This is a genomic window from Comamonas composti DSM 21721 (genome assembly GCF_000429845.1).
GTDB lineage: Bacteria > Pseudomonadota > Gammaproteobacteria > Burkholderiales > Burkholderiaceae_C > Comamonas > Comamonas composti.
The window spans coordinates 202,736-223,674 of sequence record NZ_AUCQ01000001.1; the positions used below are offsets into that span (position 1 = coordinate 202,736).

Genomic DNA, 20,939 nt, shown 5'->3' on the forward strand with positions numbered 1-20,939 from the left:
GCAGCCCACCCGCAGACCAGTGAAAAACTGCACGCGGAGAGCTTTCGCCCGCGGCCCGGGTAGGCCATGTGCGTATCGCGCAAACCGTCAAGCCGCGCGCACCACGGCGGGCGTGGGGTTGGAGGGTTGGGCCGCCTCGGGGTTCATGGACTTGAGCTGGCGCTCTGCAGGGCGGGCCTCGTTCGTGGAGCGGGGCTGCCTCTGGGCCTCTTCCCAGTGGCGCAGCTCTTCTTCAAGGCGAATGACGCGCTCGGCATACATGTCGGCGCAGGATTTGTAGTGTTCGGCGGCTATCGAGTGCTCCAGCATGGCCAGGCGTGCTTCCTCCAGATAGCTGCGTGCGCGCCGGATATGACGAGGTTCGACCAGGCCTCCTGCCGTGAGAAATTTTCTCCAGAACATGGCTCATCCTTCTTCCATGGCCTCAAGGGGAACATGGAGCAGTTTGGAAGGCCACACCCCAACTGCCCTGCCTGGCCCTGGCCTGCTGGCGGCTGCTGCGCTGTCCGGCCCGGCCGGTCGGCAGCCGCCCAGATCAGTCAGGGCCAGGCCCGTGAACGACGCTCCCCCGAGTTTGTGCAAAACTCACTGCATCTTGGTGTAACTGTTTTCAAGCTCCATGTCCCACCCCCTTCCCTGGCTTGCTCCGCAACAGCCCTTTCCCCCGGTTGAGGCGACCTGGGGCGCGGACGATCCGATTCCCGGGCTGCTGGCCGCAGGCGGCCAGCTTGATGCCGAGCATCTGCGCGCGGCCTACAGCCAGGGAATCTTCCCCTGGTTCAGCGAGGGGCAGCCGACGCTGTGGTGGTCGCCCGACCCGCGCATGGTGCTGCAGACGCGCGAGCTGCGCCTGCATCGCAGTCTACGCAAAAGCCTTGTGCGCTTTCGCCAAGACCCCGAGTGCGAGATACGTATAGACAGTGCTTTTACTTCCGTCATCGGGCATTGCGCCCGGACGCCGCGCCAGGGCCAGGACGGAACCTGGATCGTGCAGGCCATCATCGATGCCTATGTGCAACTGCATGAGCAAGGTCTGGCGCACAGCGTGGAGACCTGGGTCGGGGGCCGGCTGGTCGGCGGCCTGTACTGCGTGGCCCTGGGGCGGGCAGTGTTCGGCGAGTCCATGTTCGCCCATGCGAGCGATGCCTCCAAGATTGCGCTGGCGGCCCTGGTGGCGCTGTGCCGGGCCCAGGATGCACCACAGATCGACTGCCAGCAGGCCACGCCCCATCTGGCCTCGCTGGGTGCACGCGAAATGCCCAGGGCCGAGTTCCTGCGCCGAATGAAGCAGCAAAGCCGCAGGCCTGCAATGCAGTGGCAGTTCGACCCCGTATACTGGGACGAGCTGCTGTCCCGGCCCTGAAGTGCGCAGCCGCATTCTTCAGGCAGCCGGCCCGTCTTCAGGCATAGCCGTCACCAGCACACCATGACGCATCCGAACGACCTGCCCTTGCAAGCGCTGCAGTTCTACGCAACCGCAGCCTATCCCTGCAGCTATCTGCCCGACCGCATGGCGCGCTCCCAGGTGGCCACGCCCAGTCATCTGATACAGAACAGCGCCTACTCCGAGCTCGTGGGCCTGGGCTTCAGGCGCAGCGGCATGTTCACCTACCGCCCGTACTGCGATGGCTGCCGCGCCTGCATTGCGCTGCGCATCGTGGTGCAGGACTTCCAGCCCGACCGCAGCCAGCGCCGCGCGGCCACGCGCCATGCGGATCTGAACGCCTCCATCCAGCGGCTGCATTACTCCAACGAGCATTACGCGCTGTATCTGCGCTACCAGCAAAAACGCCACAGCGGCGGCGGCATGGACCAGGACAGCGTGGACCAGTACACGCAGTTTCTGCTGCAAAGCCGGGTCAACTCGCGCCTGGTGGAGTTCCGCCAGGCCATGCCCGACGGCAGCCAGGGGCCGCTGAAGATGGTCTCCATCCTCGACGTGCTTGAAGACGGCCTGTCTGCGGTCTACACCTTCTACGAGCCCGATGATCAGGCCAGCTACGGCACCTTCAACGTGCTGTGGCAGATCGACCAGGCGCGCGCCATGGGCCTGCCTTATGCGTATCTGGGCTACTGGATAGAGCAAAGCCCCAAGATGAACTACAAGGCGCGCTTTCTGCCGCATGAAATCCGGGTGAACGATCGCTGGCAGCGCGTGGACAAGGCCTGATGCTGCGGGCGCAGGCGCCCATGTCGCTTGAGCATGCCCAGGCGCCGCCTGCCACCGCTAGAATGCCCGGATTCCCCAAATGCCTCTGTGCCCCCTTCGTGCCCTATGAAAAAAGAAGATAACGCGGCCTCCAACAAGCCCAGCGTGCAGGTTCTGGAACGCATGTTCACCCTGATCGACGTTCTGGCCTCGCGCGAGGAAGCGGTATCCCTCAAGGAGATCAGCGAACGCACCGGCCTGCACCCTTCGACCACGCACCGCATTCTCAACGACCTGGCCCTGGGCCGGTTCGTGGACCGGCCCGAGTCCGGCAGCTACCGCCTGGGCATGCGCTTTCTGGAGCTGGGCAATCTGGTCAAGGCCAGGCTCAGCGTGCGCGAGGCCGCACTGGGCCCGATGCGCCTTTTGCACAAGCAGATACAGCAGCCGGTCAGTCTCTCGGTGCGCCAGGGCGATGAGATCGTCTATGTGGAGCGCGCCTACAGCGAGCGCTCGGGCATGCAGGTGGTGCGCGCCATCGGCGGCCATGCGCCGCTGCACCTGACATCCAACGGCAAGCTGTTCCTGGCCGCCGATGATGCCCAGCAGGTGCGCGCCTATGCCACGCGCACCGGGCTGGCGGGCAAGACCCACTACAGCATTACCCGACTCATCGACCTGGAAAGCGAGCTCGAAAAGGCCCGCCAGTACGGCGTGGCGCGCGACAACGAGGAGCTGGAGCTGGGCGTGCGCTGCATGGCTGCAGGCATTTACGACGACCAGGGCAAGCTGGTCGCGGGCCTGTCGATCTCGGCACCGGCCGACCGGCTCGACGAGGGCTGGCTGTCCAGGCTGCAGGCCACGGCCCAGGAGATCTCCGAGGCCATGGGCTTCCACGGCATGCGCACCGCCCCCGCACGCGCCACCCGCTAAAACAGGAGCTGCCAGCGCTTGACCTGCCTGAGTTTCAGATGGTTTTCCATCTGAAATCCTTGATCAGCAAGCGCTAGCAGCTCTTATTTTTAATGTCACTCCAAGGCCTGCAGCCACTGCATGCTGGCCGCCAGCTCCTCGGGCCGCAGTTCGTGGTAGCCCGGGTATTCGTGATAGCTGAGCTCCAGCGGCAGCTCTTGCACATGGGTGCGAATCGCCTGCGCGCTGGACAAGGGAATGACGTTGTCATCCACCCCATGGCTGACCCATAGCGACTTGCCCGTGAACTGCGCCTGTGCGGCCTGCTCGTGCAAGGCCTCGGGCAGCAATCGCCCGTGCCAGACCATGGCCGCACGCGCAAGAGCGGGCTGGGTCAGCAGCGTGGTCAGCGCCATGATGCCGCCCTGGCTGAATCCGCCCAGCACGCTGCGCGCAGGACCTACGCCCAGGCGCGTCTGGGCCTCCTGCAGCGTTGTCAGCAGCAAGGCGCGCGCCTGCCGCGCCTGGGCTTCGTCGATGTGGCGCCGCCCCTGTGCGTCCACGCTGAACGCAAACCAGCCATGGGAGTCCGGCCCCGCCATGGGCATGGCATAGGGCGCGCGCAGGCTCAGCACATGAAACCGGGGCGGCACGTAGGGCGCAAGCCCGAACAAATCCTTTTCATTGCTGCCCACGCCATGCATGAGCAGCAGCAGCCAGGGCTGCTCTCCGGGCCCGGGGCTGGCCGCGCGCTGCAGCGCCAGCAGGGGCAAATCCTTGATCTCCATCTCTTGATTCCTCATCCGGCCACCTGGGCCTGTTCACCAAAAACCATGGCATCCATGGCCAGCGTCTGGTACATGACTTCGCGGCTCAGGTAGCGCACACCGGCCTGGTCTGCGGCAGCGCCCAGCGCAAAGAACAGGGGCAGAAAATGCTCTTGCGTGGGGTGGGCGCGGTGCGCATGCGGAGCGCGGGCCCGGTAGTCCAGCAGGGCCGACACATCGGCCTGCCTCAGATGCTGCTCGATCCAGCGCGAGAACTCCCGGACATAGGGCAGGCAGTCGCTGTCCCCGCCCACGGCCTGATCGTCTGCACCCGGGTTCGGGTTCGCGTTCATGGCCTGGCCGGACTTCAGCAGCAACTGCCCTGCCGGGCGCAGCTGGCGAAACTCCGCGAGATTGTGCGTCATGCTGCCCGAGCCCACGATGAGCACGCCCTGCTCGCGCAGTCCGGCCACGGCCTGCCCCAGCGCATACACCTGGGGCGTGTCGAAACCGGCCGGCAGGCTGATCTGCAGCACAGGCACATCGGCCTCGGGAAACAAATGCCTGAGCGGCACCCAGGCCCCGTGGTCCATGGGGCGCTCGGGGTTGGCATGGGCCGGCAGGCCTGCGGCCAGCAGACGCTGCAGCAGCTCATGGGCCAGCTGAGGCGCTCCGGGCGCGGGATATTGCAAGGCATACAAGGCCTCGGGAAAGCCGCCAAAGTCATGCCAGGTTGCGGGTCTGGCGGCCGTCATCACCTCCAGGCCCTGAGTCATCCAGTGCGGCGACAGCAGCACAACCGCACGCGGGCGGCCATATGCCTGGACCAGGGCCTGGCCCCAGCGGCCCAGCGCAGGCCCGGTCTGACCGGGCTCGAGCGCAAACATGGGCGAGCCATGGGAAACATAGAGCACGGGCATGGCAGCGCCCTGGTGCACAGAGCTGAGAACTTGATCTTGCATGCTCATGAATATAGAGGCGAAAGCCCGCCCATCCAGCTCTGCCGGCCGGTACGGACTGTTTCGCCCATGGCTTCAATCAGCCCACCGAAGATCCCGATCAAAACTCCGCATTGCGCGAGCGCAGGGACTTGATCCGGCTGCGGCGGCTCTTGCCCTCCAACCGCCGCAGTTCGGAGCCGCGCGTGGGCCGGGTCGCGCGCCGCACACGGGGCTCATGGGCCACGGAGGCCACGAGTTCATTGAGCCGCTGCAGCGCCGCGCGCAGATTGAGCTCCTGGGTTCTGTGCTGCTGGGCCTTGATGACGACCACGCCCTGGCTGCTGATGCGCCTGTCGCCCAGATCCAGCAGGCGCTGCTGCCAGGCCTGGGGCAGGCGCGAGGCCCGCACATCGAAGCGCAGGTGCACGGCGCTGGCCAGCTTGTTCACGTTCTGCCCGCCGGCGCCCTGCGCACGCACGGCCGTCCACTGCACCTCGTGCAGACCGATGAAGCCCTGCTGCTGGGTCTTCATGACGCGGCGGATGGCGCGAGCAGCATCTCGTCCAGCACCTGCATGAAGGCTTGCGGCTGCTCGTGCATGACCCAGTGGCCCGCATCGGCCACCGTGGCAAAACGCCTGAAATGCGCGGCCTGCCGGGCAAACGCCTGGGCCAGCTCCTGCATGCGCCCCGCGTAGAGCGCATCGTGTTCGCCATAGATGGCAGCCACAGGGCAGGCCATGGAGGACAGGGCCTGGGCCAGCACCGGGGTTTCCGACAGGCGTCGGCGCGGCAGGCGGTCGCGCTGCACATTGAGCGCATGCAGAGCCAGCGTCTCAGCGTCTATGCGCGCGGCATCGTGCAGCATCAGGGCCGCAAGATTGTGACTGTGCACCCGGGCCTGGTCTGTCCAGTCCGGCAGATGGCGCCAGCCCTTGAGCCTTACCCTCTGGCCCAGCCCCATGCCGGGCGCACCCACCACGGTCAGGCTGCGCGCCAGCCCCGGATAGGCTGCAGCCAGCAGGCCGGCCGCCATGCCGCCAAAGGAAAAGCCGACCAGCTCGCATAGCGGAGCCCCGGCAGTCCCGCCCGCCTGGCCCAGCAAGCGCTGCAACCCATGGTGCAGCGGAGCCAGCATGCCGTCCACATCGCCACTGCCGGGCACGCCATCGGAATCGCCAAAACCCGGCAGATCGGGCAGCCAAAGCTGGCGCTTGCGGCTCAGGCCCTCTATGCAGCGCAGCCAGTGGGTCCAGCTGCCGCTGCCGCCATGCAGCAGCACCAGGGGCAGCTCGCCCTCGCGGCGCTCGCCCCAGACATGCCAGACCATGTGCCCTGACTCGGGCCGGGCGGGATCGAGGGGCGTCTTCAGACACTGGGCCCGTGCCCGCAAACCCGTGATCGAAACGGGCTCTGAAGGCAGGCCTGACTGTGTCTGGCTCACCACTGGGCCACGGCGTCTATGGCCAGGCCATAGCCTGCGACACCCAGGCCGCAGATCACCGCACGTGCTGCCGCCGACAGATAGGAGTGGTGGCGAAAGCTCTCGCGCGCATGCACGTTGCTGATGTGCAGCTCGATCATCGGCACACCCGTGCCCTTGACCGCATCAAGCAAGGCCACGCTGGTATGGGTATAGGCGGCGGCATTGAAGATCAGGGCCGCGAGTTCGCCCCGCGCATGGACGCCCCCGGCTTCATGAATCCAGTCCACCAATTCGCCTTCATGATTGCTCTGGCGAAACTCCAGGCCCAGCCCGTGGCGGGCGCAGGCCTGCTCGCACAGCAGGCGCACATCCTCCAGGGTTTGTGAGCCATAGATGGCGGGCTCGCGCAGACCCAGCAGGTTCAGATTGGGTCCGTTGAGTACGTAGACGGTTTTCACGGCAGGGCGCTCCAGAGATCAGATCGGGAGCATTATGCGGGCCGGGGCAGGCGCTTCCAGGCTGCGGCCACCCCATGGGAAGCAGGGCGGCCAGGCACTGGCCGCGCGTGCGCAGAGCGTGTTCACGATCTCAGGGCTCAATGGTGGCCATGCCTGCCTGCGTGACCATGCCGGTGCCCATGCTTTCCGCGATGCCCATGCCAATGCGGGTGCGGCCCGTAGCCATGGCCAGGCACCACGACCACAGGCGCGGGCCGGTAGACCGGACGCGGCACGTAATACACGGGGGGCGGCGGCGGCGCGTAATACACCGGGGGCGGGGGCGCCACATAGACCGGGGCAGGCAGGTAAACCGCAGCGGGCACGCCTACGCCGATAGAAAAATGCACATCGCTGCGCGCCTGGGCCGTGCCCGCAAACCCGCAGGCGGCCAGGGCCAGGCCTGCGGCCACCATTTTTGCCATCCCAAGCTTTGTTGTCATAGGTTGCTCCTCAAGAAACAGCAGGCATGCAAGTCCTGCTTCTGATTCCCCTAACGTGCGAGGCCCGCTGTGGGTTGTCAGGCAATGTCATCGGTTTTGTGTCCAATTGCCTGTATACGCAAGCACCTGGGGCCCAGGAGACAGGCTTCGCCAGCCTACAATGCCGTGATGAGCTCCTCTGTTGATGCCCCCTCTTCGACCCCAGAACCGGCCAAGCCGAGTAACTTTTTGCGCCAGATCATCGAGGCCGACCTGGCCGCCGGCACCCACGCCCAGCGCCGCTGGGGCGGCGGCCCCGGCGATGCCGCCCACCATGGCCAGGGCCAGGTGGACGAGGCCAGGATACGCACGCGCTTTCCGCCCGAGCCCAACGGCTATCTGCACGTGGGCCATGCCAAATCCATCTGCCTGAACTTCGGCCTGGCGCGCGACTATGCAGGCGTCTGCCACCTGCGCTTTGACGATACCAATCCCGAGAAGGAAGACCAGGAATATGTGGACAGCATCATCGATGCCGTCCACTGGCTGGGCTTCGGCTGGCAGGATGCCGACGGTCACGAGAACCTCTACTACGCGAGCAACTACTTCGACTTCATGTACCGCGCGGCCGAGTACCTGATCGAGCAGGGCCTGGCCTATGTGGACGAGCAGACGCCCGAAGAGATGCGCGCCAACCGTGGCGACTTTGGCCGCCCCGGTGTGAACAGCCCGTTCCGCGACCGCAGCGTGGCCGAGAACCTGGCCCGCTTTCGCGAAATGCGTGATGGCAAGCTCGCCGACGGCGCTGCCGTGCTGCGCGCCAGGATCGACATGGCCTCGCCCAACATCAACATGCGCGACCCGGCCATCTACCGCGTACGCCATGCTGAACACCACAACACCGGAAACCAGTGGTGCATCTATCCGATGTACACCTTCGCCCATCCGATCGAGGATGCGCTGGAGCACATCACCCACAGCATTTGCACGCTGGAGTTCGAGGATCAGCGCCCGTTCTATGACTGGCTGCTCGACCATCTGCGTGAAGGTGGCCTGATCGCCGCGCCCCAGCCGCGCCAGTACGAGTTCTCGCGCCTGAACCTGACCTATGTGATCACCAGCAAGCGCAAGCTCAAGCACCTGGTGGACAACGCCATCGTCAGCGGCTGGGACGATCCGCGCATGCCCACCATCGTCGGCCTGCGCCGCCGCGGCTATACGCCGGCCGCGATTCAGATGTTCTGCGAGCGCATAGGCGTGACCAAGGACTATGCCTGGATAGACTATTCGCTGCTCGAAGGCTGCCTGCGCGAGGATCTCGAAGCCAAGGCGCACCGCGCCATGATGGTACTGGATCCTCTCAAGCTGGAGTTGAGCAACTGGGCCGAAGTCTTCGGCTCCGACCAGCACCTCGAGGCCTGCGAACTGCCGGCCCTGCCCCACGCAGCCGAAGAGCTGACACCGCGCCGCTTCACGCTGGGTCGCGAGGTCTGGATAGAGCGTGAGGACTTTGCCGAAGTCCCGCCCAAGGGGTACAAGCGCCTGTTCCCGGGCAACAAGGTGCGCCTCAAGGGCGGCTATGTGATCGAGTGCACGGGCTGTGAAAAAGATGCCGACGGCCATGTGGTCAAGGTGCTGGCCACGGTCGTGCCCGACACCAAGAGCGGCACGTCGGGCGCAGACAGCGTCAAGGTCAAGGCCGCCATCACCTGGGTCGGCGTGGCCGACGGCCTGCAGGCCGAAGTGCGCCTGTACGACCGCCTGTTCACCGATGCCCAGCCCGATGCTGGTGGCAAGGACTTTCTCACCCTGCTCAACCCCGACAGCCTCAAGGTGGTCACAGCCTATGTCGAGCCTTCGCTGGCCCAGGCCCAGGCAGACGACAAGTTCCAGTTCGAGCGCTTTGGCTACTTCGTGGCCGACCGCAAGGACCACACACCGACCAAGCCTGTGTTCAACCGCATCACGGGCCTCAAGGACTCCTGGAGTAAATAAGCCCTGGTCTGGATGGAAAAGCAAAAGGCTGCCTGCGGGCAGCCTTTTTTTCGCTCTGCTCGTTTTCCGAACTGCTTTTCCGATGCCTGGCAAGGCATTCATGGGACTGGCTGCAGGCCGAGACCAGATCTGTGGCTCAATCATGACTAGCCCCGGCTCAGGTTCGGTTTTTTCCCCAGTCAGCGGCCCGTGCCGCAGCTTTCATGTACCTGCCCAAACATTTCTCTGTCAACGACTCGGATGCCATCAAGGCGCTGATGCGCGAGCATCCCCTGGCCATGCTGGTCACCCACACGGCCCGGGGGCTGGACGCCAACCACCTGCCCCTGGAACTGCGCGAGGACGCGAGCGGGCGGCTAAGCCTTGCAGGCCATGTGGCCAGGGCCAATCCCGTATGGCAGCAGCTTGCCGATGGGCAGCAGGTTATGGCGGTGTTTCGCGCCGAGCAGGCCTATGTTTCGCCCAACTGGTATCCAAGCAAGCAGGCAACCCATCGCCAGGTGCCTACCTGGAACTACCGCGTGGTCCATGCCCATGGCCGGGTGCATGTGCGTGATAACGCGAGGTTTGTGCTGGGAGTGGTGGGCAGACTGACCAAGACGCATGAGCAAAGCGTGAATCCCGATACGCCCTGGAAGATGGCCGATGCCCCGGCCGACTATCTTCAGCAGATGCTCGCGGCTATCGTCGGCATAGAGATCGAGATCACCGGGCTGGAGGCCAAGTTCAAGCTCAGCCAGAACAAACTACAGGATGACCGGCTTTCGGCCGCCGATGCGCTGCAAGCCATGGGCGAGCATGGGTTGGCGCAGAAAATGCGCATGTCGCCCAAAGCCTGATCCTCGCAAGCCGCCATGTCCCTCAAGCTATGCGGCGGAGCGCATGCGCCGTTATCAAAAAAATAGCACCTCCCCCTTTGCCTGATTGATTGTTTCAATGGAAGGCCTGCGTTTTTTTGCCACTTGAGACAAGTCAAAACCCCATGAAGCCTTGGCCGGAAGATGGGCACTTGTTCGTTCACTACAGCCCGTGCACTGCATGGCAGGTACAGAAGCTTGCAGCAGAGAATGCCCCGGATCGCCCGGTTTTGCGCAATTGCTCCAATCCTCACGCCCTGCGTGCGCGCGCGCAACACGGCCTCATAGCTCACATGGCAAAGCATTTGTTTCCTACTCACGGCCTAGACCGTCAGGCTCCACACTCCCCCGGCAGGGAAGGGAGTGTTCATGTTTAAAGCGATAAAGACTCTGGTCGAGCGCCTGGATGGCGCCGTGCCATTTCGCATGATTCCTGCCGTGATCACCACGGCAGTGTTGTTTGCCCTGCTGCTCATACCCTGCCCCGAAGGACTTACACCCAAGGCCTGGGGACTGGTGGGCATCTTTCTGACCACCATCGTGGCCATCATCCTCAAGGTCATGCCCATAGGCGTGATGGCCATGATGGCTATCGTCATCGTCTCGCTGTCCCAGGTGACTGCAGGCTCATCCAAGGCAGCCATCGCCGATGCGCTGGGCAGTTTTTCCAATCCGCTGATCTGGCTCATCGTTGTGGCCATCTTCATCTCGCGCGGCCTCAAGAAGACCGGCCTGGGCAACCGCATAGGCCTGCTGTTTATCGCCTTGCTCGGCAAGAAGACCGTGGGTATTGGCTACGGCCTGGCCGCCTGCGAGTTGCTGCTGGCACCTTTCACCCCCAGCAACACTGCGCGCGGCGGTGGCATCGTCCATCCCGTGATGCGCTCCATTGCAGGCGCATTCGACTCAGACCCCAAGAAAGGCACGCAAGGCAAGGTTGGCACCTACCTGGCCCTGGTTAACTACCACGCCAACCCCATCACCTCGGCGATGTTTCTCACAGCCACCGCCCCCAACCCCCTGGTCGTGGACTATGTGGCCAAGGCCACAAACCAGAGCCTGCACCTGAGCTGGACTACCTGGGCTTTATGCATGCTGCTGCCCGGCCTAATATGCCTTGCCCTGATGCCGCTGGTGATCTATCTGATGGCGCCGCCCGAGCTCAAGGTCACACCCAATGCCGTGGACTACGCGCGCACCGAACTTGCAAGAATGGGCCGCCTGAACATTCGCGAAAAAATCATGATGGGCACGTTCGCTTTGCTTTTGCTGCTCTGGGCCAATGTGCCGGCCATGATCTTCGGGCCGGCCCTGACTCTCGACCCCACGGTCGTGGCCTTTGTGGGCCTGTTCGTGCTCATCATCACAGGCACGCTGGACTGGGACGATGTGCTGTCCGAGAAAAGCGCCTGGGACACCTTGGTCTGGTTCGGAGCTCTGGTGATGATGGCCGAGCAGCTCAACAAGCTGGGCGTGATCACCTGGTTTTCCGATGCCATGAAAACCGCCATCGCCAGCAGCGGCATGGGCTGGGAAGCCGTGGCCGTGGTCCTCGTACTGGTCTTCGTTTTCTCGCACTATCTGTTTGCCAGTACCACGGCCCATATCAGCGCCATGATGCTGGCCTTCCTGGGCGTGGGCGCCCTGCTCATTCCAGCCGAATACGTAGTTCCTTTCATGCTGATGATGACTGCAGGCTCGGCCATCATGATGACGCTGACCCATTACGCCACGGGCACCTCGCCCATCATCTTTGGCAGCGGCTACGTCAGCCTTGGCAAATGGTGGCAAGTCGGCTTTGTGATGTGCGTGCTGGAGCTTGCGATCTTTGCGGTGCTGGGCAGCATGTGGTGGAAGTTCCTGGGCTTGTGGTGAACCCAGTCATCCCATGCAGCTTCGGCTCTGGCCGACAATGGGGTGGTTTGCTTCATCACCGCTCCATTGCCTGCATGCCTATCCCCGCCACCGCCCCGCCTTCGCGCCGCCAACTGGTTCACTCCCTTCTCGCTCTGGGTGCAGGTCTGACTCTGCCTCAAAGCTCTTTTGCCGCGCCAGACTCTGCTGACACCGTCTGGCCACGCGACAGCCGCGTGCCCGGTGGCGTAGCCAGGCTTTCCCTGGGCCCTGCACCTCAGCGCCCTCAGGTGTCTGCAGACGGCATACCGTCTCTGGTGCTGGGGGACATGATCGAGTGGACGGCCTTGATCGGCATCCCCTTGTCAGCCACGGTGGGACAGCACGAGGCCTTGATCCACACCGAATCCGGCCGCAAGACACTGGCCTATCAAGTCATCGACAAGAAATACACCGAGCAGCGCCTCAAGGTCTCGCCCAAGACGGTGGATCTTTCCGCCGAGGATCAGGCACGCTACGAGCGCGAGCGCGCGCATCAGCAGAGCATCATCGAGCTGTTCACCCAGCCTCTTCCCAAGGCATCGAACCTGCCCATGCAGGCGCCGGTGAACGGCCGGCGCAGCAGCAGTTTTGGCCTGCGCCGCGTCTTCAATGGCCAACCGCGCAATCCGCATAGCGGCATGGACATTGCAGCCCCAACGGGCACAGCCGTGAAAGCCCCCCTGCCTGGCAAGGTTGTCGATGTGGGCGACTATTTCTTCAACGGCGGCACGGTCTGGCTGGACCATGGAGGTGGCTTGCTTTCCATGTACTGCCACTTGAGCTCCATGCAGTGCAAGGTCGGCGATGTACTGGGCACAGGGGATGCATTTTGCAAGGTCGGCGCGACAGGCCGTGTTACCGGGCCGCATCTGCATTGGGGTGTGATGCTCAACCGGTCCATGGTCGACCCGGCTCTGTTTCTCGTACGCTGAATTGCCCGCCCTCAGGGCAACTCACGCTCCATGTTCAGGTAGCGGTTCACTAGGTCAAAAAAGCTGTCATAAAAGCCGCTGGTGGCAATGGTTTCTCCACCAACCTTGACCAAGGAGTCGTTGTTGGAAGAGAAAGGCAGTGAGACCGAGCCCAGCGCCCCCACGCCCAAGCTCGCAGAGTTTGCGCTTTTCTTGAGCATGTAGCGGTCCTGCTGGGCCGTCACAAAGCCTATGCTCACGCTGCCATCGCTGGTTTCAGGTACACAGACCACGCGTATGTTCATTTGCAGATTGAGTTCGGGGTCGGGCTGAAAGCTCTTGCTGCCTTCTATGAGCTCATTGGAGCGCGCCATGGCCACATAACCCTGGCTCAACAAGGCTCGTCGCGCGGCTTCACAGGTCTGAGCCGGGGTGGCATCGAACATGCGTGAGAAAGTCTCCATGGACCCAAAGCTCTCCTGCACCGGAACCTCTCTTGGAATAGAGCTGCAACCAGCCATAGCGACCATGAGCAGAACCGACAAAGCCCGCAGATGGCGTGTTCCGAATTGTGCGTTCCCATGCCTATTCACAGAAAAAACTCCTTGGGTGAATGCTCTTGCAAGACATCTTGTTGGGCTCATATTTTCGCTTGTGCCAGTCTCACTCAAAAGGCCGCCATGAATTTCAGCACGAGCAAGTAAATACATGTATAAATTGCGCCCTCCACTGACATAAAAAGCCGCCACAGTAAGTTACGGTGCACACATTCACGAGTGGCGCACAAGACTGTCTGGCCCAGTCCTTGGGTCAAAGACTTGCCCCCTACCCCTGCAACCCGAGGAAATCTATGAAACCCAATTGGATCTGGTGTCTGCCCCTGATAGCGACTATGGGACTGAGCGCCTGCGACACTACAAGCAGCGCTGGCGGCAACAAGACCGGCACTCAAGCGGCTTCAACCGGCATCGCCGGCGATGCCCAATCCCTGGCCGCCTATCACTGGCAATTGCGCCAAGCCTTTACCCCTCAGGGGAATGAAGATCAAAGCTGGTTTCTGAGCCCCAGCCGCCAGCCCATACAACTGGACTTTGCCGAACAACGCCTGGTTGTCAAAAACCTCTGCAATGTTGTTACCGCAGGCTATAGCATCAACGGCCAGCGCATTGCCGTGCAGCGTGCAGCCAGCACCTTGATGGCCTGCCCAGACAGCGAGCTCATGGCGCTTGAGCAGCGCGTCGCCCGCATCCTTCCCCAGGCAAAGCAATGGTCGGTTCTCCTGGGCCAGGAACAAGGAGAAAAGCCAGCCACCCTGAGCCTGCAATTCATAGACGGTACACGCTGGCAACTCCAGGGCGAGCCGACGGCCCAAACCAAATACGGCAATGCGGGTGAACGCATTTTTCTTGAAGTTGCCCCTCAGCTTGAGGCCTGCAGCCACCCCCTGATGCCCAATTTCAAGTGCATGCGCGTGCGCGAAATTCGCTATGCAGACAATGGCGTTAAGAACTACACGGGCGAATGGGAAAACTTCTATCAGCAGATCCAGGGCTATGAGCACCAGGCAGGCACGGGCAAGGTGCTGCGCATCATGCGCTATAAGGTGAAGAACCCGCCTGCGGATGCCTCCAGCCTAGCCTACGTGCTGGACATGGTGGTCGAGTCGTATCAGGAAAAGCGTTAACCCGATACCCAACAAGTCTTGCACAAGCAAGACCTGACCCGCCAAGGCCTGCAATGCAGGCCTTTTTGCTTGCGACCATGCACGCCCATGCATTTGCAGCACCTGGACAAAGGTGCATGAATCATCTGCCGCTCTTCAGACGTTTCACGCCCCTCGAGCAGATCGCGCAACTCAGGCTCCACCGAATCCCCAATAGCTTGGGGTGGCAATAACAGGCCTCAAAAGCATCGGGCCGCCGGTCAAAGACTTTCTGCAAGCTCTTTTCAAGCGTCTCAGCTTATGCCCAGCGACTGTGGGCGCACCTGTGGACAACGCTCAGGATAACTAGGGCCAAGCCGCGCCAGACCTGGGTTTGCGCAACGCGCTCAAAAAACAGGCAACGCCTGGCTCAGACTGATATTTCACGCGTCCACAAGAAAGGATCAGCTGTTTGCCATTGCCCAATCCTTGACGCGCACAGAAAAAACACCAATGCTTTCCCCGTGGGCGCGAAGCGTGCATTGGCCCGCATTACTGACCACTCACTGCAGGAATCCTGGTTTGGCGTAGCCAGGAAACTGGCTATCCACCACGGCCTTGAATTCAGCCGAGCGATAGGCTGCAGCCAAGTCCTTGGCCCATTGAGTAGCGTCATTTCCACTCTTGACTGCGACCACATTCAGATACTGATCGGGAGTCTTCTCGAGGACTACGGCCTCGTTGAGCCTGAGACCTGAAGAGACTGCGAAGTTGCCGTTGACGACCACATAGTCAGCATCTTCGAGCACGCGCGGCAGTTGAGCCGCATCCAAAGCCAGGAATTTGAGCTTGTGCTGATTTTCAGCCAGGTCCAACTCCGAGATACGGGCCGGATTCACGCCCGGCCGAACCTTGACTAGGCCAGCCTGCTCAAGCACCAGCAGAGCACGCGCAAGATTGCTGGGGTCATTAGGCAAGGCCACCTTGGCTCCGGTCTTCACACCTGTGAGCGTCTTGTGCTTTTTGCTGTATATGCCCATGGGTGCGACGGGCCCTTGCACAATGGCAGCCAATGCCAGCTTGCGATCTGCGGTGAACTGGTCGAAATAGGCGCGGTGCTGAAAGAAGTTGGCATCCAGCGAGCCATCGCTGAGCGCCAGGTTCGGCTGCACATAGTCATTGAACTCCACAAGCTTGACCTTGTAGCCCTTTTTCTGTAACTGGGGCACTATGCCTTTTTGCAGCAGGTCATAGTTGGAGCCTGCAGTAGCCCCGATAAGCAGACTCTTCTTGCCGCCATCCTGCGCCATGGCCGATGTACCCAGTGTGGCGGCTGCAGCCAGGGCAACTGTGGCCAGCAATGTGCGACGGCCCGAGACAAAAGAGATGCGTGCAAACATGAGGAACTCCTTTCAATTAAGTATCGTGCCGCCATCGTGATTCACATGCTCACAAAACTGACGGAATGCAACGAGTATGCATGCTCTAAAACTTGACTCTTAAGAATAAAAAAATATCTATTTATTCATATTTAATATAAGAAACTCCAAGGAGCATTGCCTTGATCACTCCAACGTCTCTTTCAGCTCTTCTAGCTCACAGCGGCCATATCGCCCGAGTTCAGGGCCTGCTTGTCGGCCACTACACCGACAGCCGCCGCCCAACAGGCTGTACGGCCGTACTCACGCCTCAGGGCTCCGTGGGCGGTGTCGATGTACGCGGCGCCGCTCCTGGCACTCGTGAAACCGATTTGCTGCACCCCAGCAATCTCGTGCAGCAGGTTCATGGTGTCGTGCTTTCGGGTGGCAGCGCCTGGGGCCTGGATGCCGCCACGGGTGTCGTGCGCTGGCTTGAGGAGCAAGGCCATGGCCTGGATATAGGCGTGGGCAGAATCCCGCTGGTGCCCGCAGCCGTGTTGTTTGACGTGATGATGGGCGATATGCGCATACGCCCTGACGCAGCGGCCGGCCATGCCGCTTGCAAGGCCGCGAGTACCCAAAGACCTGCCGAAGGTTCCGTAGGCGCTGGCGCGGGTGCTGTGGTCGGAAAAATCTTCGGGCATGAGCGCGCCATGAAAGGCGGCCTGGGTACAGCCAGCTTTACGGTCGAGGGTGTGACTGTCGGAGCCATCGTGGCTTGCAATGCACTTGGCGATGTCTACAACCCCTATGACGGCACACTGCTGGCTGGTGCACGCACGGCGGATGGCGGGCATTTGTTCAACGCGCGCAATGCCTTGCTAAGCGGCGAATCCCCACATCCTGTTCTTGCCGGTAGCAACACCACGATCGGCATTGTTGCCACCGACGCCCAGATCACCAAAGCCCAGGCACAGCGTCTGGCCGTGATTGCCCATGACGGCCTGGCACGCAGCATCAACCCCGTGCACACCATGAGCGATGGCGACACCATGTTCGCACTGGGTACAGGTCAAGCAGGCAAGAGTCTGGGCCTCATGACACTGTTCACCCTCGCCGCCGAAGCCGTGGCCGTGGCCACAGCGCGCGCAATCCTGCTTGCCACTTCAGTGAACACGGAAAATCAGCCAAGGCTGCCGAGCTGGGAGGATTTTCAGACCGTCTGAACATAAAAAACCCTCTTGGAACTAATCCAAGAGGGTTTAAGTATGGTGGGTGATACATGGATCGAACATGTGACCCCTGCCGTGTGAAGGCAGTGCTCTACCGCTGAGCTAATCACCCTAAGAAAGGCGCGTAACCTATCCAAAAAATCTGGTGGGTGATACATGGATCGAACATGTGACCCCTGCCGTGTGAAGGCAGTGCTCTACCGCTGAGCTAATCACCCAATTCACCGCATTGCGGCAAGACATAGATTATGTCACAAGTTTGAGCCCTGCTTCTCAAAATTGCGCCACATTGTCTTGCCGCCACTGGATTTATCCAGTTGTACCAACACCTCTTCATGGGCTGCCAGCTCTTCGGCATTGGCTTTCAGCACATGCAGCCTGATTCCGCTGAGGTCGACCTGCGGCAGCAGTAAGTCACTACTAACCTCTTCAGCAGGCTCATCAGCCATGATCAGAGCCTCCTGACCACGCGTGAGGTTGATATAGACATCGGCCAGCAACTCCGAGTCCAGCAAGGCGCCATGCAGTGTTCGCCCCGAGTTATCCACGCCCAGGCGGTCACACAGAGAGTCCAGCGAGTTTCGCTTGCCGGGATACATCTCCTTGGCCATGACCAAGGTATCGATGACACTGCTTACACACTGGAGCAGAGGTGGCCGACTGGATCTCTCCAGCTCCTTGTTGAGAAAGCCTATGTCAAAAGGTGCGTTGTGGATGATGAGCTCGGCACCTTGTAGATAAGTCCAGATTTCATCCACTTTCTCTTCAAAGCGCGGCTTGTCCCTAAGAAACTCAGTGGTGATGCCGTGAACACGCAAGGCATCGGGGTGGCTGTCGCGCCCTGCATTGAAGTACAGATGCAGATTGTTCCCCGTGAGCTTGCGGTTGATCATCTCCACGCAGCCCAGCTCGATCAAGCGATCGCCGTTCTCGGCGGACAGGCCTGTGGTTTCAGTATCGAGAACGATTTGACGCGACATGCTCTGCCTTTCAGTGATTTTCCTTGGCGTGATTGATGGAGTACTTGGGAATCTCCACCGTCACGTCCTCGCGCGCCAAAATGGCCTGGCAGGACAGGCGGGACTGAGGCTCCAGCCCCCAGGCACGGTCTAGCAGATCCTCCTCTTCCTCCTCGGCCTCGTTGAGCGAGCCAAAGCCTTTTCTCACGACAACGTGGCAAGTCGTGCAGGCCCGGCTCATGTCACAGGCGTGCTCTATCTTGATATTGTTGTCCAGCAAGGCCTCGCAGATCGAGGTACCAACTGGGGCCTGGATTTCTGCGCCCTCTGGACAATATTCGGCGTGGGGGAGAATTTTGATGACGGGCATGACTTCTGCGTTCAAACCTAGATTCAAGAAAGGGATTGCACATTTTTGCCGGCCAGGGCCCGCTGTATGCTGCGATTCATACGTTCGGCAGCAAAGGCCTCCGTGCCTTTGGCCAATGCCTGGGTCGCGGCCTCAATCACGGCGGCATCCTCAGCCCCCATGCTGGCACGCAGGCCCTGCATAAGAGCATCGATTGCCACACGCGGTCCGGGCTCCAGCACATCGCCATCGGCCTCCAGTGCGCTTTGCGTGGCAAGCAGCATGCGATCGGCATCGACGCGCGCTTCGACCAGGGCCCTGGCCTGCATATCCTGCTGGGCCGTGGCAAAGCCTTCTTGCAGCATGCGCGCAACCTCGTCATCAGACAGGCCATAGGAAGGCTTGACATCGATATGAGCCTCGACCCCGCTTAGCTGCTCCTGCGCACTGACCGAAAGCAGGCCGTCCGCATCAACCGTAAAGGTCACGCGTATGCGCGCCGCACCTGCAGCCATGGGCGGAATGCCACGTAACTCGAAGCGAGCCAAACTGCGGCAGTCAGCTACGAGGTCGCGCTCGCCCTGAAGCACATGAATGGCCAGCGCTGTCTGACCATCCTTGTAGGTGGTGAAGTCCTGGGCTTTGGCTGTAGGTATGGTTTCGTTGCGTGTGATGATGCGTTCCACCAAGCCACCCATGGTTTCCACCCCCAAGGACAGGGGAATGACATCCAGCAGCAGCATGTCGCCACTGGTGCTGTTGCCGGCCAATTGGTTGGCCTGAACAGCAGCACCCAAGGCTACGACCTCATCGGGGTTAAGGTTGATCAAAGGCTCACGCCCGAAGAACCTTGCCACGGCCTCGCGTACCTGAGGCATGCGCGTGGAGCCACCAACCAAAACCACGCCCTGAACCTCATCACGACCCAGGCCCGCGTCCTTGAGCACCCGACGCACAGCAGCCAGCGAACGAGTCGTCAGGTGCTCACTGGCAGCATCAAAATCCGTCCTTGTAATGTCCAGGACCACCTTCCCACCACCGAGTTCGGCCTCGAACAACGCGTTAGGCATATCCGTCAAGGCCTGCTTGCAGGCCCGCGCAGCCAAGCGCCAGCGGGCCTTGTCTTCAGCCGTCTGAGGCGTAATTTCCGTTCTGCGTGCAACCCACAGTCCGAGAGCAGCATCGTAATCATCGCCACCCAGAGCTGAATCACCGCCTGTGGCTACAACCTCGAAGACACCTTGGGTCAAGCGCAATATGGAGATGTCAAAAGTACCGCCCCCAAGGTCATACACCGCATAAACGCCTTCAGCGGCATTGTCCAGTCCGTAGGCAATGGCTGCTGCCGTAGGCTCGTTGATCAAACGCAGCAAATGGATACCAGCCAGCTTGGCCGCATCCTTGGTCGCCTGACGCTGAGCATCATCGAAGTAGGCCGGCACGGTAATGACTGCACCATAAAGGTCCTCATCAAAACTATCCTCGGCGCGAAAGCGCAGCGTGGCCAGGATTTCAGCACTGACCTCCACCGGGGTTTTGACTCCATCCACGGTCTCGATGGCGATAGAGCCGCCCTGTTCCTGCTGATGCACGAAGCGATAGGGAAGATGCCCGGGCGCCGCCAAATCGGCCAGGGTCCGCCCCATGAAGCGCTTGGCCGAAACCAGGGTGTTGGCCGCATCCTGAGTCTGAGCGGCCAGAGCAGCCCGCCCGATCTCACGCCGCCCACCAGGCAGGTAGTGAACCACGGAGGGCAAAAGCACAGCACCATCCTCGTCAGGAAGGCACTCGGCCACGCCGTTACGCACGGCCGCAACCAGGGAATGGGTAGTACCCAGATCTATGCCAACGGCGATTCTTCGCTGATGGGGATCCGGCGACTGACCAGGCTCGGAAATCTGCAATAGCGCCATGGAAATATTCAAAAAATGCGCAAGACTGATCGCATAAACAGCCTTGTAAAGTCATGGAAAAGATGTACCAGGGTTTGGCTTATTGTCCCAGTTGGTCGCGCTGCCGCTCTAGGTCCTGGACAAAGCGCTCAACAAACATGAGGGCTCTCACGTTCTGCACGGCAGCCGTTGCATTCTGAGTCTCATCCAGTAAATGAGCACATTCAGTCAGCAAGCGCTTTTGCTCCTGTCCGACCTCAGCTTCGATCTTGTCCAGATCGCGCTCTTCAACAACTTCCTCCAGCGCTTCACGCCATTGCATCTGCTGCATCAAAAAGGCTGCAGGCATGGCGGTGTTGTCTTCAGCCTGGACGGGAGCCCCCATAAGCTCACACAAATAGGCTGCGCGTTTGAGCGGATTTTTAAGCCGTTGATAGGCCTCATTGATACGCACTGACCATTGCATGGCAACACGCTGTGCCGCAGCGCCCTGGGAGGCAAAGCGGTCGGGATGGGCCTCACGCTGCAACTGCTTCCAGCGCGCATCCAGGACATTGCGCTCCTGGGTGAATTGGCGCGGTAGCCCAAACAATTCGAAATCGTCAGCTTGCAAGTTCATAGGAACAAAAAACCGCCAGCACCGAAGCGCTGGCGGTTTTCTCAAAAGAAAGTCATAACCCGCGCAAGCCCCGCAAAGCGCTTTCACGCGCCAAGCCTGAGCCTCACGGTACAACG

At 61.4% G+C, this 20,939-nt stretch carries 22 protein-coding genes and 2 tRNA genes; 9 read left to right on the top strand and 15 right to left on the bottom strand.

The genetic code is table 11. From position 1 onward, the window contains the following. Window positions 1-87 precede the first annotated feature (87 nt). Window positions 88-402: a hypothetical protein gene (locus G486_RS0100850; RefSeq protein WP_027013821.1), complete on the bottom strand. Its 315-nt coding sequence runs from the start codon at window positions 400-402 to the stop codon at window positions 88-90. 217 nt (window positions 403-619) lie between these two features. Between G486_RS0100850 and aat the strand changes: the two genes are divergently transcribed. The 3 genes from aat to G486_RS0100865 all read left to right on the top strand — a co-directional run bounded on the left by aat (window position 620) and on the right by G486_RS0100865 (window position 3,082). Then, complete coding sequence (gene aat, locus G486_RS0100855) at window positions 620-1,363, top strand: leucyl/phenylalanyl-tRNA--protein transferase (protein WP_027013822.1); 744 nt, start codon at window positions 620-622, stop codon at window positions 1,361-1,363. Window positions 1,364-1,426: 63 nt separating this feature from the next. After that, a complete protein-coding gene (locus tag G486_RS0100860; RefSeq protein ID WP_027013823.1) occupies window positions 1,427-2,170 on the top strand; it encodes an arginyltransferase in 744 nt (247 codons plus the stop codon). 105 nt (window positions 2,171-2,275) lie between these two features. Continuing rightward, window positions 2,276-3,082 carry an IclR family transcriptional regulator gene (locus tag G486_RS0100865; RefSeq protein ID WP_027013824.1) on the top strand — a complete coding sequence of 269 codons (807 nt, stop codon included), beginning with the start codon at window positions 2,276-2,278 and terminating at the stop codon, window positions 3,080-3,082. 95 nt (window positions 3,083-3,177) lie between these two features. On the opposite strand, the gene G486_RS0100870 is transcribed toward G486_RS0100865, so the two are convergent. The 6 genes from G486_RS0100870 to G486_RS23300 all read right to left on the bottom strand — a co-directional run bounded on the left by G486_RS0100870 (window position 3,178) and on the right by G486_RS23300 (window position 7,134). Further along, a complete protein-coding gene (locus G486_RS0100870) occupies window positions 3,178-3,843 on the bottom strand; it encodes an alpha/beta hydrolase (protein WP_027013825.1) in 666 nt (221 codons plus the stop codon). 17 nt (window positions 3,844-3,860) lie between these two features. Continuing rightward, on the bottom strand, window positions 3,861-4,790 hold the full coding sequence (locus tag G486_RS0100875; protein WP_027013826.1) for a dioxygenase family protein: 930 nt from the start codon (window positions 4,788-4,790) through the stop codon (window positions 3,861-3,863). Window positions 4,791-4,887: 97 nt separating this feature from the next. Beyond that, window positions 4,888-5,301 (bottom strand): alternative ribosome rescue aminoacyl-tRNA hydrolase ArfB, encoded by a 414-nt coding sequence (arfB, locus tag G486_RS0100880; RefSeq protein WP_034386217.1) that lies wholly within the window; start codon window positions 5,299-5,301, stop codon window positions 4,888-4,890. Then, the gene (locus G486_RS0100885; RefSeq protein WP_407059777.1) at window positions 5,298-6,215 is read right to left on the bottom strand and encodes an alpha/beta fold hydrolase; all 918 of its coding nucleotides are present in this window, start codon (window positions 6,213-6,215) and stop codon (window positions 5,298-5,300) included. The genes arfB and G486_RS0100885 overlap by 4 nt, the downstream gene beginning before the upstream one ends. Next, window positions 6,209-6,652 carry a type II 3-dehydroquinate dehydratase gene (gene aroQ / locus G486_RS0100890; RefSeq protein ID WP_027013829.1) on the bottom strand — a complete coding sequence of 148 codons (444 nt, stop codon included), beginning with the start codon at window positions 6,650-6,652 and terminating at the stop codon, window positions 6,209-6,211. Before aroQ ends, G486_RS0100885 begins: the two co-directional genes overlap by 7 nt. Before the next feature lie 137 nt (window positions 6,653-6,789). Further along, on the bottom strand, window positions 6,790-7,134 hold the full coding sequence (locus G486_RS23300) for a hypothetical protein (protein WP_084454947.1): 345 nt from the start codon (window positions 7,132-7,134) through the stop codon (window positions 6,790-6,792). Window positions 7,135-7,302: 168 nt separating this feature from the next. Between G486_RS23300 and G486_RS0100900 the strand changes: the two genes are divergently transcribed. From G486_RS0100900 to G486_RS0100915, 4 genes are all read left to right on the top strand, one after another. Further along, the gene (locus G486_RS0100900; RefSeq protein ID WP_027013830.1) at window positions 7,303-9,108 is read left to right on the top strand and encodes a glutamine--tRNA ligase/YqeY domain fusion protein; all 1,806 of its coding nucleotides are present in this window, start codon (window positions 7,303-7,305) and stop codon (window positions 9,106-9,108) included. A gap of 203 nt (window positions 9,109-9,311) precedes the next feature. Next, window positions 9,312-9,947, top strand: a complete 636-nt coding sequence (locus G486_RS0100905) for an FMN-binding negative transcriptional regulator (RefSeq protein ID WP_027013831.1) — start codon at window positions 9,312-9,314, stop codon at window positions 9,945-9,947. A 387-nt stretch (window positions 9,948-10,334) separates the two neighbouring features. Continuing rightward, window positions 10,335-11,840, top strand: coding sequence for a DASS family sodium-coupled anion symporter (locus G486_RS0100910; RefSeq protein ID WP_027013832.1), 1,506 nt, complete (start codon window positions 10,335-10,337; stop codon window positions 11,838-11,840). A 74-nt stretch (window positions 11,841-11,914) separates the two neighbouring features. Further along, window positions 11,915-12,793 (top strand): peptidoglycan DD-metalloendopeptidase family protein, encoded by an 879-nt coding sequence (locus tag G486_RS0100915; RefSeq protein WP_027013833.1) that lies wholly within the window; start codon window positions 11,915-11,917, stop codon window positions 12,791-12,793. An 11-nt stretch (window positions 12,794-12,804) separates the two neighbouring features. On the opposite strand, the gene G486_RS0100920 is transcribed toward G486_RS0100915, so the two are convergent. Next, window positions 12,805-13,302 (bottom strand): DUF2242 domain-containing protein, encoded by a 498-nt coding sequence (locus tag G486_RS0100920; protein ID WP_051303004.1) that lies wholly within the window; start codon window positions 13,300-13,302, stop codon window positions 12,805-12,807. 320 nt (window positions 13,303-13,622) lie between these two features. On the opposite strand from G486_RS0100920, the gene G486_RS0100925 reads away from it, so the two are divergent. Next, the gene (locus G486_RS0100925; protein WP_027013835.1) at window positions 13,623-14,456 is read left to right on the top strand and encodes an META and DUF4377 domain-containing protein; all 834 of its coding nucleotides are present in this window, start codon (window positions 13,623-13,625) and stop codon (window positions 14,454-14,456) included. A 521-nt stretch (window positions 14,457-14,977) separates the two neighbouring features. Here the strand turns inward: G486_RS0100925 and G486_RS0100935 are convergent. Beyond that, window positions 14,978-15,814 (bottom strand): MetQ/NlpA family ABC transporter substrate-binding protein, encoded by an 837-nt coding sequence (locus G486_RS0100935; protein ID WP_027013836.1) that lies wholly within the window; start codon window positions 15,812-15,814, stop codon window positions 14,978-14,980. A 161-nt stretch (window positions 15,815-15,975) separates the two neighbouring features. On the opposite strand from G486_RS0100935, the gene G486_RS0100940 reads away from it, so the two are divergent. Continuing rightward, entirely contained in the window at window positions 15,976-16,998 is a 1,023-nt protein-coding gene (locus tag G486_RS0100940) for a P1 family peptidase (protein ID WP_027013837.1), read from the top strand. Window positions 16,999-17,041: 43 nt separating this feature from the next. Here G486_RS0100940 and G486_RS0100945 read toward each other — a convergent pair. From G486_RS0100945 to hscB, 6 genes are all read right to left on the bottom strand, one after another. Further along, window positions 17,042-17,116, bottom strand: a tRNA-Val gene (locus tag G486_RS0100945). A 31-nt stretch (window positions 17,117-17,147) separates the two neighbouring features. After that, a tRNA-Val gene (locus G486_RS0100950) sits at window positions 17,148-17,222 on the bottom strand. A gap of 33 nt (window positions 17,223-17,255) precedes the next feature. Further along, window positions 17,256-17,984 (bottom strand): DNA polymerase III subunit epsilon, encoded by a 729-nt coding sequence (gene dnaQ / locus G486_RS0100955; RefSeq protein WP_027013838.1) that lies wholly within the window; start codon window positions 17,982-17,984, stop codon window positions 17,256-17,258. 10 nt (window positions 17,985-17,994) lie between these two features. Continuing rightward, window positions 17,995-18,333: an ISC system 2Fe-2S type ferredoxin gene (gene fdx / locus G486_RS0100960; protein WP_027013839.1), complete on the bottom strand. Its 339-nt coding sequence runs from the start codon at window positions 18,331-18,333 to the stop codon at window positions 17,995-17,997. Window positions 18,334-18,356: 23 nt separating this feature from the next. Continuing rightward, window positions 18,357-20,225, bottom strand: a complete 1,869-nt coding sequence (gene hscA / locus G486_RS0100965; RefSeq protein WP_027013840.1) for a Fe-S protein assembly chaperone HscA — start codon at window positions 20,223-20,225, stop codon at window positions 18,357-18,359. A 79-nt stretch (window positions 20,226-20,304) separates the two neighbouring features. Continuing rightward, the gene (gene hscB / locus G486_RS0100970; protein ID WP_027013841.1) at window positions 20,305-20,823 is read right to left on the bottom strand and encodes a Fe-S protein assembly co-chaperone HscB; all 519 of its coding nucleotides are present in this window, start codon (window positions 20,821-20,823) and stop codon (window positions 20,305-20,307) included. Window positions 20,824-20,939: the final 116 nt, after the last annotated feature.

What these genes read in the sequence shown, in the direction of transcription:
- G486_RS0100850 (WP_027013821.1), bottom strand. Translation starts at nt 402, where the DNA reads ATGTTCTGGAGAAAATTTCTCACGGCAGGAGGCCTGGTCGAACCTCGT.
- aat (WP_027013822.1), top strand. Translation starts at nt 620, where the DNA reads ATGTCCCACCCCCTTCCCTGGCTTGCTCCGCAACAGCCCTTTCCCCCG.
- G486_RS0100860 (WP_027013823.1), top strand. Translation starts at nt 1,427, where the DNA reads ATGACGCATCCGAACGACCTGCCCTTGCAAGCGCTGCAGTTCTACGCA.
- G486_RS0100865 (WP_027013824.1), top strand. Translation starts at nt 2,276, where the DNA reads ATGAAAAAAGAAGATAACGCGGCCTCCAACAAGCCCAGCGTGCAGGTT.
- G486_RS0100875 (WP_027013826.1), bottom strand. Translation starts at nt 4,790, where the DNA reads ATGCAAGATCAAGTTCTCAGCTCTGTGCACCAGGGCGCTGCCATGCCC.
- arfB (WP_034386217.1), bottom strand. Translation starts at nt 5,301, where the DNA reads ATGAAGACCCAGCAGCAGGGCTTCATCGGTCTGCACGAGGTGCAGTGG.
- G486_RS23300 (WP_084454947.1), bottom strand. Translation starts at nt 7,134, where the DNA reads ATGACAACAAAGCTTGGGATGGCAAAAATGGTGGCCGCAGGCCTGGCC.
- G486_RS0100900 (WP_027013830.1), top strand. Translation starts at nt 7,303, where the DNA reads ATGAGCTCCTCTGTTGATGCCCCCTCTTCGACCCCAGAACCGGCCAAG.
- G486_RS0100905 (WP_027013831.1), top strand. Translation starts at nt 9,312, where the DNA reads ATGTACCTGCCCAAACATTTCTCTGTCAACGACTCGGATGCCATCAAG.
- G486_RS0100910 (WP_027013832.1), top strand. Translation starts at nt 10,335, where the DNA reads ATGTTTAAAGCGATAAAGACTCTGGTCGAGCGCCTGGATGGCGCCGTG.
- G486_RS0100915 (WP_027013833.1), top strand. Translation starts at nt 11,915, where the DNA reads ATGCCTATCCCCGCCACCGCCCCGCCTTCGCGCCGCCAACTGGTTCAC.
- G486_RS0100920 (WP_051303004.1), bottom strand. Translation starts at nt 13,302, where the DNA reads ATGGTCGCTATGGCTGGTTGCAGCTCTATTCCAAGAGAGGTTCCGGTG.
- G486_RS0100925 (WP_027013835.1), top strand. Translation starts at nt 13,623, where the DNA reads ATGAAACCCAATTGGATCTGGTGTCTGCCCCTGATAGCGACTATGGGA.
- G486_RS0100935 (WP_027013836.1), bottom strand. Translation starts at nt 15,814, where the DNA reads ATGTTTGCACGCATCTCTTTTGTCTCGGGCCGTCGCACATTGCTGGCC.
- dnaQ (WP_027013838.1), bottom strand. Translation starts at nt 17,984, where the DNA reads ATGTCGCGTCAAATCGTTCTCGATACTGAAACCACAGGCCTGTCCGCC.
- fdx (WP_027013839.1), bottom strand. Translation starts at nt 18,333, where the DNA reads ATGCCCGTCATCAAAATTCTCCCCCACGCCGAATATTGTCCAGAGGGC.
- hscA (WP_027013840.1), bottom strand. Translation starts at nt 20,225, where the DNA reads ATGGCGCTATTGCAGATTTCCGAGCCTGGTCAGTCGCCGGATCCCCAT.
- hscB (WP_027013841.1), bottom strand. Translation starts at nt 20,823, where the DNA reads ATGAACTTGCAAGCTGACGATTTCGAATTGTTTGGGCTACCGCGCCAA.